Annotated in this window: 15 protein-coding genes; 12 read left to right on the top strand and 3 right to left on the bottom strand. The window is 41.2% G+C overall.

Going from position 1 to position 13,955, the window contains the following annotated elements; genetic code table 11:
* Window positions 1-334: 334 nt before the first annotated feature.
* Window positions 335-652, top strand: a complete 318-nt coding sequence (locus C0W29_RS13235; RefSeq protein ID WP_045042398.1) for a putative signal transducing protein — start codon at window positions 335-337, stop codon at window positions 650-652.
* A 59-nt stretch (window positions 653-711) separates the two neighbouring features.
* On the opposite strand, the gene C0W29_RS13230 is transcribed toward C0W29_RS13235, so the two are convergent.
* Window positions 712-978, bottom strand: coding sequence for a DUF1145 domain-containing protein (locus tag C0W29_RS13230; protein ID WP_036789251.1), 267 nt, complete (start codon window positions 976-978; stop codon window positions 712-714).
* Window positions 975-1,580: a 16S rRNA (guanine(966)-N(2))-methyltransferase RsmD gene (gene rsmD, locus C0W29_RS13225; RefSeq protein ID WP_036789253.1), complete on the bottom strand. Its 606-nt coding sequence runs from the start codon at window positions 1,578-1,580 to the stop codon at window positions 975-977. Before rsmD ends, C0W29_RS13230 begins: the two co-directional genes overlap by 4 nt.
* A gap of 84 nt (window positions 1,581-1,664) precedes the next feature.
* Between rsmD and ftsY the strand changes: the two genes are divergently transcribed.
* The 9 genes from ftsY to glpD all read left to right on the top strand — a co-directional run bounded on the left by ftsY (window position 1,665) and on the right by glpD (window position 11,890).
* Entirely contained in the window at window positions 1,665-3,071 is a 1,407-nt protein-coding gene (gene ftsY, locus C0W29_RS13220; RefSeq protein WP_045042397.1) for a signal recognition particle-docking protein FtsY, read from the top strand.
* A gap of 4 nt (window positions 3,072-3,075) precedes the next feature.
* Window positions 3,076-3,744 carry a cell division ATP-binding protein FtsE gene (ftsE, locus tag C0W29_RS13215; protein ID WP_036789257.1) on the top strand — a complete coding sequence of 223 codons (669 nt, stop codon included), beginning with the start codon at window positions 3,076-3,078 and terminating at the stop codon, window positions 3,742-3,744.
* Window positions 3,734-4,666 carry a permease-like cell division protein FtsX gene (ftsX, locus tag C0W29_RS13210; protein ID WP_045042396.1) on the top strand — a complete coding sequence of 311 codons (933 nt, stop codon included), beginning with the start codon at window positions 3,734-3,736 and terminating at the stop codon, window positions 4,664-4,666. The genes ftsE and ftsX overlap by 11 nt, the downstream gene beginning before the upstream one ends.
* 178 nt (window positions 4,667-4,844) lie before the next feature.
* The gene (rpoH, locus tag C0W29_RS13205) at window positions 4,845-5,705 is read left to right on the top strand and encodes an RNA polymerase sigma factor RpoH (RefSeq protein ID WP_036789664.1); all 861 of its coding nucleotides are present in this window, start codon (window positions 4,845-4,847) and stop codon (window positions 5,703-5,705) included.
* A gap of 545 nt (window positions 5,706-6,250) precedes the next feature.
* Entirely contained in the window at window positions 6,251-6,571 is a 321-nt protein-coding gene (gene glpE / locus C0W29_RS13200) for a thiosulfate sulfurtransferase GlpE (RefSeq protein ID WP_036789261.1), read from the top strand.
* A 110-nt stretch (window positions 6,572-6,681) separates the two neighbouring features.
* Entirely contained in the window at window positions 6,682-7,521 is an 840-nt protein-coding gene (gene glpG, locus C0W29_RS13195; protein WP_045042395.1) for a rhomboid family intramembrane serine protease GlpG, read from the top strand.
* 354 nt (window positions 7,522-7,875) lie between these two features.
* Window positions 7,876-9,246 carry a glycerol-3-phosphate transporter gene (glpT, locus tag C0W29_RS13190; protein WP_036789265.1) on the top strand — a complete coding sequence of 457 codons (1,371 nt, stop codon included), beginning with the start codon at window positions 7,876-7,878 and terminating at the stop codon, window positions 9,244-9,246.
* 119 nt (window positions 9,247-9,365) lie between these two features.
* The gene (locus C0W29_RS13185; RefSeq protein WP_036789267.1) at window positions 9,366-10,127 is read left to right on the top strand and encodes a DeoR/GlpR family transcriptional regulator; all 762 of its coding nucleotides are present in this window, start codon (window positions 9,366-9,368) and stop codon (window positions 10,125-10,127) included.
* A gap of 230 nt (window positions 10,128-10,357) precedes the next feature.
* Complete coding sequence (glpD, locus tag C0W29_RS13180) at window positions 10,358-11,890, top strand: glycerol-3-phosphate dehydrogenase (protein ID WP_045042394.1); 1,533 nt, start codon at window positions 10,358-10,360, stop codon at window positions 11,888-11,890.
* A gap of 59 nt (window positions 11,891-11,949) precedes the next feature.
* On the opposite strand, the gene C0W29_RS13175 is transcribed toward glpD, so the two are convergent.
* Window positions 11,950-12,372, bottom strand: a complete 423-nt coding sequence (locus tag C0W29_RS13175; RefSeq protein ID WP_045042393.1) for a flagellar basal body-associated protein FliL — start codon at window positions 12,370-12,372, stop codon at window positions 11,950-11,952.
* A 169-nt stretch (window positions 12,373-12,541) separates the two neighbouring features.
* On the opposite strand from C0W29_RS13175, the gene C0W29_RS13170 reads away from it, so the two are divergent.
* Both C0W29_RS13170 and ubiA read left to right on the top strand, forming a co-directional pair.
* On the top strand, window positions 12,542-13,084 hold the full coding sequence (locus C0W29_RS13170; protein ID WP_036789273.1) for a chorismate--pyruvate lyase family protein: 543 nt from the start codon (window positions 12,542-12,544) through the stop codon (window positions 13,082-13,084).
* On the top strand, window positions 13,078-13,941 hold the full coding sequence (gene ubiA, locus C0W29_RS13165) for a 4-hydroxybenzoate octaprenyltransferase (RefSeq protein ID WP_036789275.1): 864 nt from the start codon (window positions 13,078-13,080) through the stop codon (window positions 13,939-13,941). Before C0W29_RS13170 ends, ubiA begins: the two co-directional genes overlap by 7 nt.
* Window positions 13,942-13,955 lie beyond the last annotated feature (14 nt).

The following is a 13,955-nucleotide window of genomic DNA, read 5'->3' as shown; positions in this document are numbered from 1 at the left end:
TATAAAATAGTTAACGTGGTGGTTTTTCATTATGCGAAACATTTTTCGTGATATTTTTTATCACTTAACGCTGAGTTGGTACTATTAGTGATCATTAGTGTGTTTTTAATTGTTTTTTTATTTTAATTGATTGTTTTAATTGTTTTTATTTTTTGTTGTGGCAGTTTATTATCGGTTGTTTTTACGCTTAGGCGGTCTATTGTGTTTGCTATTGGTGGCTTTTCTCATGCTGTGAGACTTAACTGTCTACAAAGTGGGTTTAAGATTAGAGACAGATGCTTGAGTGGCGGTTGCTATCTTTAATTAATGATAATTCACGTGATGGGGAAGGTGGATGACAGAGCAGCAATGGCAAAGCGTATATCGTGCCAGTAATAGTTTAGAAGCTCATAGTCTCAAGGGTTTATTAGAGAATATGGGGATATCGGTACGCTTAACAGGAGAGGCATTAGCTGCTGCTGCTGGTGAATTACCAATGAGTGTGGTGGAAGTGCAGTTATGGGTAACTGAGAGCCAGCGACAACAAGCGTTGGCGATTATTGATGGTTATTTACGTAACGATTATCGTGATTGGTATTGCAGTCATTGTGGTGAGCTTAATCAGGGACAATTTGAGCTGTGCTGGCAGTGTCAGCAGGATAGAGACGAGTAGCATGTGTTCGTAATAAGTTGAAAAAGCGAGCATCAATGATGTTGCCCGCTTGGTTGGTGTTACATCATGTGCTTGCGACGAATATCAAGCAGCGCGAAGATACCAAAAATTAAAATTGACCAATGCTCCCAACGCGACATATTGATTTTATCACCAAAAGCGCCAACGAAAATGAGCATCTGTAAGCCGTGCATCATGAACAAAAATGCGGTCATGATATAAAGTGCTATTGCAGAAACTCCTGGGAAAGGGTGGACGATATTAATGAACAATATTAGCCATACTAGGGCTATCGCTATTTTGGCAGTAATGATCAGTGCTTTCATGGTTCCTCTCTGGCAAATAAGCGGTAGCACACTTGGCCAGCGCTTTTTTCGCGATGTAAATGCCAGTGGCTAGGGATTGCCAACTGACCTAATTCCTTTTCTGCTTCAATATAAATCATTGCATGTGGTGTTAACCAGCCATTATTTTCTAACGCTGTGATAACATCTTGAATAAGATCTTTGCGAAACGGAGGATCGATAAAAACAATATCGTGTGGCGTACCTGTTTGTGACAAAAAGCGTAAACTATCGCTGTTAATTACCGTGGCATTGGTTGCTTTTACTGTGTTGAGGTTTAATTCGAGTTGTGCGGCTGCTTTTTTATCAAGTTCAAGCATTGTGACACTTTCTGCACCACGTGAAAGTGCCTCAAAACTTAAGCCGCCACTACCAGTAAAGAGGTCAAGGCATTTAGATTGATAAATGTCTTGCGCTAACCAGTTGAAAAGTGTTTCTTTGACACGGTCAGTGGTTGGGCGGAGTCCTTCGACATCATGAACGGGTAATTTGCGTCCACGCCATTGTCCGCTGATGATTCTAACGAACCCACCAGGACGATTATTTTGTGTTTTGCGAGTTGTTTGCTGTCTTCGCTGCGTCATAGATTTTTTTGACCGTTAAGAAAATGATAGTATACACCTGTTTTTAGGCCGTAAATTGTACCAATCAAGCGCTAGGATTTGCCAATGGCAGAAAAAAAGAAACGCGGATTATTTTCATGGCTAGGATTTAGCTCTGAAGATAACGACGCATCAAAGGAACAAGCTACTGATCAATCAGTAGTTGATGGCTCGGTTGATAGCCCAAAATCAACACATTCCTCTGACGATGAGGGGCTGAAAGCCAGTCATAATCATGACTCTGAGCTAGAAACACCCATCGAACCAGAATTAATAGCTAAAACTAATGATCGCCAATTGGCTGCAACGTTGCAAGAAAATGATCATCAAAAACAGACTATCGTAACCGATAGTGTGGTTGATGAACAAAATGTAGCAGTAGACAATAGTCAACAACCGTTAGTTGATAAGCTTAATGATGAAAGTGAGTTATCACTAACATCTGGTACTGATACTGAGGTTGAGGCGGATGTTAGTGGTACAATAACTACTGATGATGACATCAACACCCCAGTGGTAACTGCTGCTGTTGAACAGGAAAAACCAAAATCAGAAGGCTTTTTTAGCCGTTTAATGCGTGGTTTAAAACGCACTAAAACCAACTTTGGCGCTGGTTTCTTCGGTTTGTTCCGTGGCAAGCAAATTGATGATGAATTATTTGAAGAGTTGGAAGAACAACTCTTGATAGCCGATGTGGGGATGGATACCACATTGAAAATCATTAATAACCTTACCGATAAAGCATCACGTCGCGATTTAAATGATGGTGAAGCTCTCTATGGTTTATTAAAAGAAGAACTGGGTGAGATGCTAGCTAAAGTTGAACAACCATTAGTGGTTGATATGACTAAAAAGCCTTATGTTATTTTAATGGTCGGCGTTAATGGTGTTGGTAAAACGACCACCATTGGTAAATTAGCTAAGCAATTTCAAGCTGAAGGTAAATCAGTGATGCTGGCTGCGGGTGATACCTTCCGTGCCGCAGCTGTTGAACAATTACAAGTATGGGGTGAGCGTAATAATGTCCCAGTGATTGCTCAACATACAGGTGCTGATAGCGCATCAGTTATTTTTGATGCGATTGAATCAGCCAAAGCAAAAAATGTTGATGTTGTTATTGCTGATACCGCAGGGCGTTTGCAAAACAAAGGTAACTTGATGGAAGAGTTGCGTAAGATCGTGCGGGTGATGCAGAAGGTAGATATCGAAGCGCCGCATGAAATTATGTTAACAGTGGATGCCGGTACGGGCCAAAATGCCATTAGTCAGGCAAAACTATTTAGTGAAGTGGCACCAGTATCGGGGATCACCATTACTAAATTAGATGGTACCGCGAAAGGTGGTGTTATTTTTGCAATTGCTGATCAATTCAATATTCCAATTCGTTATATTGGTGTTGGCGAAGGCATTGATGATTTACGACCGTTTGCGGCCGATGAGTTTATAGAAGCATTATTTAGCAACGAGGAATAATAAAGTGATTCGATTTCAGCAGGTAAGTAAAGCTTATCGGGGTGGTAGGCAAGCCCTACAAAAAGTAGATTTTCACTTGAAACCAGCAGATATGGCTTTTCTAACAGGTCACTCTGGGGCCGGTAAAAGCACACTGCTGAAATTAATTTGTGCCCTTGAGCGTCCAAGTGACGGCAAGATTTGGTTCAATGGTCACGATATTACTCGTTTACCAAATAAGCAAATTCCATTCTTGCGCCGCAATATTGGTATTATTTTTCAAGATCATAAGCTTCTAATGGATCGCAGTGTTTTCGATAATATTGCGTTGCCATTGCGGGTTGAACAGATGACTGAACATGATATCAAACGCCGTGTGAGCGCATCTTTGGATAAAGTTGGATTATTGGATAAGGCAAAATGTTTGCCTATCCAATTATCTGGCGGTGAACAACAGCGTGTCGGCATTGCCCGCGCAATTGTAAATAAACCGATGTTACTGTTGGCTGATGAACCAACCGGTAATCTTGATGCTGAGTTATCACAGCAAGTATTACGGTTGTTTGAAGAGTTTAATCGGGTTGGGGTCGCGGTATTAATGGCAACTCATGATACTTCATTACTTGCCAGTCGTAATTATCGTCGTTTAGATCTACATAAAGGTAATTTAAGGGAGCTGGCACATGGCGCGTAAATCTATTGGTTTTTTTGCAATTCATCGCCAGCAAGCAAGTTTTGCACTAAAAGACATGTTTCGTCGCCCATTAGGTAATTTTTTAACCTTAGCTGTATTGGCTGTTGCGTTAACTTTGCCATGTACCTTTTATTTAATGGCCAAAAATATTACCGCAGTGGCTGATGCATGGCAGAACCCGAGCCAAATTACGTTGTATTTGAAGCATGATGTTAGTAATGATGATGGTCAGGCATTAGCAGATAAAATTAAAAATTGGTCACAAGTTAATAGTGTTCAATATATTACAGCAGCTCAAGGTTTAGAGCAGCTTCGTCAAAACGGTGGCTTTGAAAAAGCACTGAATTTGTTTGATGAACAAAATAATCCTTTGCCAGCAGTGGTCATTGTTGAGCCGAATAGTGATTGGCAAACGACAGCGAAAGCCAATGAATTAGCGCAAAAATTGGGTCAGCAAGATCAGGTTGCTGAAGTGCGCTTAGACAGTGATTGGTTACAACGTTTAGCGGCTATTCAGCAGTTAGCGATAGCATTGGCGTTATTGATGTCAGGCTTAATGCTGTTTGCGGTGTTCTTAATTGTCGGTAACACCTTACGTTTACAAGTGTTAAGTCATAAAGATGAAATTCAGGTCATGAAGATGGTCGGAGCGACGAACAGTTACATTCTACGACCTTATCTTTATGTCGGGGTGTGGTATGGCTTGATTGCAGCGTTAATTGCATGGGGCTTAACCCAAGGTGTAACACTGTTGTTGGGTGATGCTGTTGCGAAACTGTCGGATCTTTATGGTAGCCACTTTAGAATGCTAGGTTTAAGTTGGGATGAAAGTCTGATCATGGTGATGATTGCAACGTTTCTTGGCTTGATGGCTGCCCGTCTTGCTGCTGGGCGTCACTTGCGTGAGATTAACCCAGTATAACTATCATTGTTAATAGTTTTAAAACAGTACGATAAGAAAAAGTGATGCCTATAACCATATATATTTGCGCTTCGGCTTGCATTTGAACTATGTTTACAGGCATCATTGTCGGTTCACACAACGCTAGCATATGCTCAATAACCGTTGTGATCGCACAAAAATTACACGAGGTTTTCGAATGTCAAATGAGATGTCGAAATTAGTTCTAGTTTCGGCGGATAGTCTTGAAAGTTATATTCAGACTGTAAACCGTTATCCAATGCTAACGCCTGAGCGTGAGAAAGAACTTGCTGAAGCGCTGCACTATGATGATGATATTAATGCAGCGAAAGCATTAGTGATGTCTCACTTGCGATTTGTGGTGCATATTGCTCGTGGTTACTCTGGCTATGGCTTACCGATTGCTGATTTAATTCAAGAAGGTAACATCGGCTTGATGAAAGCGGTCAAACGCTTTAATCCTGAGGTTGGCGTGCGATTAGTGTCTTTTGCCGTACATTGGATCAAAGCAGAGATCCATGAGTATGTTTTACGCAACTGGCGAATAGTGAAAGTGGCAACCACCAAAGCTCAACGGAAATTATTTTTTAATTTGCGTAAATCAAAGAAGCGTTTAGGTTGGTTTAATAACGACGAAGTTAACATGGTCGCTGAACAGTTAGGGGTTGAACCTGCTGAAGTACGCGAGATGGAATCACGTTTAGCTGCCCAAGATCCCACTTTTGAAATGCAAAATGATGATGATGAACGTGATTCAACGCCAATGGCTCCCGCTTATTTCCTTGAAGATAAAGGCTCAGATGTTGCCTTGAGTTATGAAGAAAGTAATTGGGAAAGTCATGCCAATAATCGCTTATCACAAGCATTAGCGAGTCTTGATGAGCGTAGCCAACATATTGTCCGTTCGCGTTGGTTAGATGATCAGAAATCAACCTTGCAAGATTTAGCCGATAATTATGGTGTATCAGCTGAGCGTATTCGTCAGTTAGAAAAAAATGCCATGAAAAAGCTTAAAGATGCCGTGGGTGATTTTTATTGATTCACAGCTCGACATTAACGATCTAGAAACCGACCTCAGTGTCGGTTTTTTTATGGTCGCTGATCAGCTAAATCAACAGTGGATAACCATTAATGTCGGTTAACTGCTTATCTCGCTGATTTTATGTGTGATAAGTCACATTTGTGAATAGTTGTGTGTGTTTCTCGTTAACTTACCCACAGCTTATAGTGGGATCCAATCTACATGTAGTGGATCTTTTTATTGGCAACCACATTATCAACGCAATCCACAGGTTTTTCCACAACTGGTTACTTTGTATTCACTGTGAAACTGTTATCAACGACAAGCCCTTGTCGGTATTGAAGAGTTACTGTTGCTGGTGGTCTCTATATTGTGGATAAAGCCTTATTTTTTGGTGGGAGATAGCAGCGTTAAGCTGAGGTACAATGATCACTAATACGTTATTTGGGCGAAGTCAGTGTCAGGATCATGTGATGGCGATCCGAGGCGATTATTGATCCCGATTATTACTGGCGTATAGGTTTTTGCCCAAGTCTTTATTGGTGTAATTAGAAGGAAATATTATGGAACAGTTTCAACATCTTTCAGTACTAGATGCTCAGCAGTTATTACAGCAACCTGATACGGTATTAGTGGATATTCGCGATCCTCAATCTTATCGTCTTGCCCATGCTGAAACTGCATTTCACTTGACTAATGACACCATGGTGACATTTATGGATGAGGTGGATTTTGAGCAACCGGTATTAGTCATGTGTTATCACGGCGTGAGTAGTCAAGGAGCCGCTCAGTACTTGGTTAATCAAGGTTATGAGCAAGTGTATAGTATTGATGGTGGTTTTGAGGCTTGGCGTCGTGAAGCATTACCTATGGTACAAGCTTAGTTAAGTTTGCCATTGATAAAATGAGTAATAATAGGGCGCGTTACACACTGCGAATGTAACCACCTTTGGTCTTTAGTACTTATAATATCCAATCCATTAGAGTGATAACTATGCATCGCTTAGCTGAATTTTATAACCCTCGTCATGCTCAGGCATTTATTGATTATATGGCTTCACGAGGTATTGAACTGACTTTAGCACCGGAGCCTGAAGGTAAGTTTGCGTTATGGCTGCAAGATAGCCAGTATCTTATTGAAGCCGAAGCTGAATTGAATGCATTTATTGCTGACCCCAATAATAGCAAATACCAAGAAGCATCATGGCGAGTCGCTGAAAGTCGTACCGCAAAATTTGATTATTCGAGTCCGAGTTTAGTGTCGATGGTCAAAGCTCAAGCTGGGCCGTTTACATTAGTGGTGATGGTCGCATCGTTAGTGATTTATGGGTTGTGGCTGCTAGGGTTTGAATCACTGCTATTTGATTGGTTCCATTTCCCGTTTATGAATGGCGATCAATGGCAGTTATGGCGCTATTTTAGTCATGCGTTACTTCATTTCTCTGCCTTACATGTAATTTTTAACTGCCTATGGTGGTGGTTATTAGGCGGACAAATTGAACGGCATAGTGGTTCTGCTAAATTAGTGCAGCTATTTCTTATTTCGTCCTTGATTTCAGGTTTTGGCCAATTTTGGCTCGACGGGCCTAATTTTGGCGGCTTATCTGGGGTGGTTTATGCATTACTTGGTTATATTTGGTGGATGGGCTGGCTTGCCCCCCAACGTGGATTAGTGATTGCGCGCTCTTATGTAATCTTTATGCTGGTGTGGTTGATCATTGGTTTTGCTGAACCTGCTGGCCTTTCAATTGCGAATATGGCCCACCTATTTGGTTTATTAACGGGTTGTGGTATCGCGTTAGTTGATGCCAAATTACTGACCCCGAAACGTTAATCTCCCCGCTGTTTATTGGTGAACTACCGTAATGATGTTTAGCTTGACGGCATTATTACGGTAGTGAACACGCTATTGATATTAACTAAATCTGTTGATTAGTTGATAGTGAGTCCATAGTTGATATAAATCCTGCTAATTTTCATATCTATTCATATTTATCTGTCTGTCTTTGACTGTTTTCACATTTTTAATTAATCATTCGCGCAATAATTCGCATCGTTTTGAGCGACTTCGAAAATAATATGGTTATTTATTGAGTGGAATATTAACAATTATCACTAATAAGATGCTATCAGCGTATTGCTATACGGTAATGGCACTACAGTAACGAGATAACAGAAAGGAACATCTATGTTTGGTTTATTTACTCCAGTAGCGCATAAACAGCGCTTACCAGATGGAAGTATCGATCCGGTTTATAAGCGGTTGCGGTGGCAATTGTTTGTCGGTATTTTTTTTGGTTATGCTGGCTACTATCTAGTTAGAAAAAACTTTTCCTTAGCGATGCCTTATTTGATTGAAGAGTATGGTTATAGTCGGGGTGAGTTAGGGGTCGCATTAGCTGCAGTATCAATTGCTTATGGCTTATCTAAATTTTTAATGGGGAATGTATCGGATCGATCTAATCCTCGCTTCTTTTTAGCCTCTGGATTGATACTTTCATCAATAGTTATGTTGTGCTTTGGTTTTATGCCATGGGCGACAGGTAGTATTACTGCGATGTTTGTGCTGTTATTTTTAAACGGTTGGTTTCAGGGCATGGGGTGGCCTGCTTGTGGGCGCACCATGGTGCATTGGTGGTCGCATAAAGAGCGGGGTGGCTTGGTTTCAGTATGGAATGTTGCACATAACGTTGGCGGTGGTTTAATTGGGCCATTGTTCTTATTTGGTTTATGGGCGTTTAATGATGATTGGCGTTCGGCATTTTATGTGCCCGCTTTTTTTGCGTTATTAGTTGCAGGTTTTACTCTATTGGTAATGCGTGATACGCCGCAATCTTGTGGCTTACCACCGATTGAAGAATACAAAGATGATTATCCTGAAAGCTATGATAAGTCTTTTGAAACCGAAATGACCGCCAAAGAAATTTTCTTTAAGTACATTTTCAATAATAAATTATTGTGGTTTATTGCGATTGCGAATGCGTTTGTTTATTTGATTCGTTATGGCGTATTAGACTGGGCACCGGTGTATTTAGGGGAAGCGAAAGGGTTTACGGTTGATAAATCATCGTGGGCATATTTCCTTTATGAGTGGGCGGGTATTCCAGGTACGTTATTATGTGGTTGGATATCTGATAAGTTGTTTAAAGGTCGTCGTGCTCCTGCTGGTATTTTATTTATGGCATTAGTAACGGTAGCGGTATTGGTGTATTGGCTTAACCCTCCTGGTAATCCGAGTATCGATATGATGGCGCTGGTAGCGATTGGTTTTCTCATTTATGGCCCAGTGATGTTAATTGGTTTATATGCGTTAGAGTTAGCACCTAAAAAAGCGGCTGGTACAGCGGCAGGCTTAACCGGTCTTTTTGGCTATTTAGGTGGGGCAGTGGCTGCCAACGCATTGTTAGGCTACACCGTTGATCACTTTGGTTGGGATGGTGGTTTTATTGTTTTAACCGGTTCTTGTGTATTAGCTATTTTCTTTTTTATTATCACTATGGTTGGTGAAAAGAAGGCCTATCGACAGCAGCAACTTGAGATACAACAACAAAATGGTTGATTAAGTTTGGCTTCTTAGTAGCGCTGTGAGTAATATAAAAAGGCTTCGCATTGGCGAAGCCTTGTTTTTATTACCTTTCATTGCTGAATATGGCAGGTATAGATAGGAGCTTTCCAGCCGTGAAGCAAAGTAAACGTCATCAAGAAATTATTGATTTAGTTATGAGCCAGGGATATGTCAGTACTGACGATCTTGTGGCGCGGTTTAACGTTAGCCCACAAACTATTCGTCGAGATCTGAATGAACTGGCGGATGAAAATAAAATTCGCCGTCATCATGGTGGTGCAACAATTCCTTCCAGTTCGGTTAATACCGCTTATACCACTCGCCAAGTATTACAATTAGAGCAAAAAGATCGTATAGCCCAAGCATTGGTGAGCCATATTCCCGATGGTGCAACATTATTTATTGATATCGGTACCACTCCAGAAGCGGTTGCGCGCGCATTAATGAATCATAACGATTTACGCATTGTGACTAATAACCTCAATGTTGCGAGCTTGCTAATGGCTAAAGAAGACTTTCGAGTTATTTTAGCTGGTGGTGAGGTACGTAATCGTGATGGTGGTATTGTCGGTGAAGCTACGCTCGATTTTGTGTCACAGTTTCGCTTGGATTTCGGTATTTTAGGGATCAGTGGTATTGATCTTGATGGTTCATTACTTGATTTTGACTATCATGAAGTTCGGGTTAAACAGGCGATTATTGAAAATAGTCGCTGCGTAATGTTGGGTGTGGACCATACTAAATTTGGCCGTAATGCGATGGTGAATTTAGGCGATATTAGCCAAGTTGATATGCTGTTTACTGATCAGTTACCGCCATCAAGCTTGATGAAGCGGTTACAAGAAAACGAGATTCATTTTGAGGTGGTGGTGTAAGCCACCATCGCGATAGCTAGATTTCAAATAGCGGGCTTCTTTAAGAGAAGCCCGTTTTTTTTATCGGTAATCGTGATAAAAACCCAATTTGCGCTAATGATCAAACTTATGTCACAACAATATCAACCAATACTGGATTAGATCAAAAGATACGCTATTATCATGCTATTGGTTTCGAACGAACATTATTGGTTCGTTTTGTTATATTTATTTGGATGAGTGTGAACATTATGACAGTAGCGTTAAGCGGCCTCGAAAATAATCAACTGCTGGATCTCATTGTGATTGGGGGCGGCATTAATGGTACTGGCATTGCGGCAGATGCAGCAGGTCGAGGATTGAGTGTTGGTCTTTATGAGGCTGATGATTTTGCCTCAGCGACTTCATCCGCGAGTTCAAAATTAATTCATGGTGGTTTACGTTATCTTGAGCATTATGAGTTTCGGTTAGTCGCCGAAGCGTTGGCAGAGCGTGAAGTGTTACTAAAAAAAGCGCCTCATATTGCTAAGCCGATGCGTTTTCGTCTGCCGCATCAGCCCCATTTACGTCCAGCATGGATGATTCGTGCAGGATTGTTTTTGTATGATCACCTCGGTAAACGCACTACTTTACCCGCTAGCCAAGGATTGTCGTTTGGCGCTGACTCAGTACTGGTACCAACGATTAAAAAAGGCTTTGAATATTCTGATTGCTGGGTCGATGATGCGCGGTTAGTGATTTTAAATGCCATGGAAGCGGTGAAACATGGCGCAGAAGTTCGTAATCGTTGCCGGGTTGAGAAAGCCGTCCGTGAAGGCGATATTTGGCGAGTGACGATTAAAGATATGCTAACTGGAATAACATTCCAACGCTGTGCTCATGGGCTCGTAAATGCGACTGGCCCCTGGGTAAAATCATTTTATGATCACAGTACTGATTTAGTATCACCGCGTAATATTCGGTTAATTAAAGGCTCACATATTGTAGTGCCACGGGTACACGATCAACCTCAAGCTTATATCCTTCAGAATGAAGATAATCGAATTGTGTTTGTGATCCCTTATTTAGATCGTTTCTCCGTTATTGGCACTACTGATGTTGAATATCATGGTGATCCGCGTGATGTGGCGATTGATGATCAAGAAATTGATTATTTACTTAAGGTCTATAACAGCCACTTTATCCATCAATGTCAGCGTGAAGATGTGGTGTGGAATTGGAGTGGTGTAAGGCCTTTATGCGATGATGAATCAGATTCGCCGCAGGCTGTAACCCGTGATTATACCTTAGAGTTAGAGCAACAAGCGGATGAAGCGCCATTACTATCCGTCTTTGGGGGTAAGTTAACCACATACCGCAAGCTAGCAGAATCAGCATTGGCAAAACTGGCGCCATTTTATGCCAAGATGGGGCCAACTTGGACCAAGGATAGTTACTTACCTGGTGGTAGTGCTAATTTTGATGGTGATAAGTTAGCGGCGCAGTTACAGCAACAATACCCATGGCTAACTCCATTTAGTTGTCAGCGTATGGCACATAATTATGGCTCGTGTGTAGAAATACTTTTCGCAGATATTAATAGTGAAGCAGATATGGGACAGCACTTTGGTGAAGGGGTGTATCAGTGTGAGCTTGATTACTTAATTAGCCATGAATTTGTGCAAACCGCGACTGATGCTTTATGGCGTCGAAGTAAGCTAGGTTTATATTTAACGGCTGCACAACAGCAGCTAATTGGTGACTATATTACAGATCATCAAGCACAAGAAATTGCTGCGGCGTAATATTAATGATAACCCTATTTACTAAAAAGCGCCGATGGGCGCTTTTTTTATGACTGTAATTATTGATACAGGTATTTAGTAAATAACAGCTCATTGACCGCAGGGTGGCCTGTTTCGGTGAGTAACAACTGATTGATTTTTTGTTTGCTTAATTGGCGAATCTTTTCACGTCCAGCTAATGATTTTATCTGTTGTTCTGATTGTTGGCTGATGATGCTAATAATGGTATCGCGGATCAATGGCGCATGATGCTCAATATTGATGAGCTGACTGTTATCGGTGATCATTAAGTCGACTTGAAGCCGAATATATCCCAGTCGGTTACTGGTGGTAACATAGTTGGTGGTGATATCAGGTGCTAAGGTGTAATAGGTAATATTTGACTGAGTAGGGGTACTGGGTGGCTGTTTTGCATAAGTGATTGGCGAGAGTAATGTTATCGCCATCAATAAACTCGCTACAAAAACAGTTTTTTTCATCATTATACTCATGCAGTTAGGGACATTTAGGCTTAACAAGGTGTAATCTACCATGGTTAACGATATTCGAACTCGTTACCTCTTGCTACAATAGCAGATCAATATGGTAATAAATTAACCGCTTTCAACCAAGTGTTTTAATCACGTGTTTGTTAATTTTGTAGTATAAAAAATGTCGGAATTCAAGCAGTTGTATAGTCCTATGCTTCAGAGTGCTAAATGGTACTCGGTACAGTCATGGGCATTAGAGCAAACATCACATGGAGCCTGGTTGCTGGAGTCCGAATCGCTGTCGCGTCGCTTAGCACAATATTGCCAACATTTTACAGTGGCGGTGTTAGCGCAGACTATTATCAGTAACGATAATTTGTCAGTAATGGAACGGCAACGTGTAGGTGATAGTGATTGTTTAGAACGAGAAGTGATACTTTATGGTGATCAACAGCCATGGGTCTTTGCGCGAACATTAATTCCAATGACAACCCTCAGTGGTAAGGAACAAGACCTCGTTGATCTTGGCAATAGTCCGTTAGGTTATCGTGTTTTTAATGATAAAAATTCGCGTCGAGATGCATTAGAAGTTGCTAATCTTGGTACTCAGCAGCAACCTCGATGGGCGCGTAGGTCGCGATTATGGATCAATGACAAGCCAATGCTGGTGGCAGAGTTGTTTTTAAGCCAATCACCAGTATATGCTAAGGAAAAAGGATGTTAGAAATAACCAAGGCCAGAGCTTTTTGGCAGTTAGCCCGCTTTGATCGCCCGATTGGCAGTTTATTATTATTATGGCCAACGTTATGGGCATTATTTTTAGCTGGGGATGGTCTACCTAAATTAGACGTCTTACTCGTGTTCGTGCTCGGAGTGGTATTTATGCGTGCCGCGGGATGTGTGATCAATGATTTTGCGGATCGTAACGTCGATGGCCATGTCAAACGAACCGCTAATCGGCCAATGCCATCAGGAAAAGTATCAGAACGTGAAGCATTAGGGTTATTTAGTTTATTGGTCTTAGTGTCTTTTTTACTGGTACTAACTATGAATAATCTCACCATTATGCTGTCTGTGGTGGCCGTGATTCTTGCTGCAGCTTATCCATTTATGAAGCGTTATACCCATCTACCACAATTGGTATTGGGTGCAGCATTTGGGTGGTCAATTCCAATGGCTTATGCCGCCCAATCAGGTACGTTACCTATGGTGGCATGGTTATTATTTGTGGCTAATATTTTGTGGACTATAGCTTACGATACTCTGTATGCGATGGTTGATCGCGATGATGATCTTAAAGTAGGAATTAAATCGACGGCGATTCTTTTTGGCAGGTTTGATAAATTAATTATTGGAATATTGCAGTTAGCAACGATTATGTTATTGATTGCTATTGGTGGTATTTTACAGCTTAACCAGTGGTATTATTGGGCGTTATTGTTGGCGTCAGCATTGTTTGTGTATCAACAAATGCTCATTCAAGGTCGTCAGCGCGAGCAATGTTTTAAAGCGTTTTTAAATAATAATTACGTTGGTATGGTGATCTTTATTGGCATCAGCTTGAGTGTGTTGTGGCAATAACTATTATTGAACGA

The sequence above is a fragment of the Photobacterium kishitanii genome, assembly GCF_003026355.1.
In the GTDB taxonomy this organism is placed as follows: domain Bacteria; phylum Pseudomonadota; class Gammaproteobacteria; order Enterobacterales; family Vibrionaceae; genus Photobacterium; species Photobacterium kishitanii.
This window is presented reverse-complemented; position numbering and strand designations above follow the sequence as displayed.

Bases quoted from the DNA above. Each gene is read 5' to 3' on its own strand.
- C0W29_RS13235 (WP_045042398.1), top strand. From the start codon at position 335: ATGACAGAGCAGCAATGGCAAAGCGTATATCGTGCCAGTAATAGTTTA.
- C0W29_RS13230 (WP_036789251.1), bottom strand. From the start codon at position 978: ATGAAAGCACTGATCATTACTGCCAAAATAGCGATAGCCCTAGTATGG.
- rsmD (WP_036789253.1), bottom strand. From the start codon at position 1,580: ATGACGCAGCGAAGACAGCAAACAACTCGCAAAACACAAAATAATCGT.
- ftsY (WP_045042397.1), top strand. From the start codon at position 1,665: ATGGCAGAAAAAAAGAAACGCGGATTATTTTCATGGCTAGGATTTAGC.
- ftsX (WP_045042396.1), top strand. From the start codon at position 3,734: ATGGCGCGTAAATCTATTGGTTTTTTTGCAATTCATCGCCAGCAAGCA.
- rpoH (WP_036789664.1), top strand. From the start codon at position 4,845: ATGTCAAATGAGATGTCGAAATTAGTTCTAGTTTCGGCGGATAGTCTT.
- glpE (WP_036789261.1), top strand. From the start codon at position 6,251: ATGGAACAGTTTCAACATCTTTCAGTACTAGATGCTCAGCAGTTATTA.
- glpG (WP_045042395.1), top strand. From the start codon at position 6,682: ATGCATCGCTTAGCTGAATTTTATAACCCTCGTCATGCTCAGGCATTT.
- glpT (WP_036789265.1), top strand. From the start codon at position 7,876: ATGTTTGGTTTATTTACTCCAGTAGCGCATAAACAGCGCTTACCAGAT.
- glpD (WP_045042394.1), top strand. From the start codon at position 10,358: ATGACAGTAGCGTTAAGCGGCCTCGAAAATAATCAACTGCTGGATCTC.
- C0W29_RS13175 (WP_045042393.1), bottom strand. From the start codon at position 12,372: ATGATGAAAAAAACTGTTTTTGTAGCGAGTTTATTGATGGCGATAACA.
- C0W29_RS13170 (WP_036789273.1), top strand. From the start codon at position 12,542: ATGTCGGAATTCAAGCAGTTGTATAGTCCTATGCTTCAGAGTGCTAAA.
- ubiA (WP_036789275.1), top strand. From the start codon at position 13,078: ATGTTAGAAATAACCAAGGCCAGAGCTTTTTGGCAGTTAGCCCGCTTT.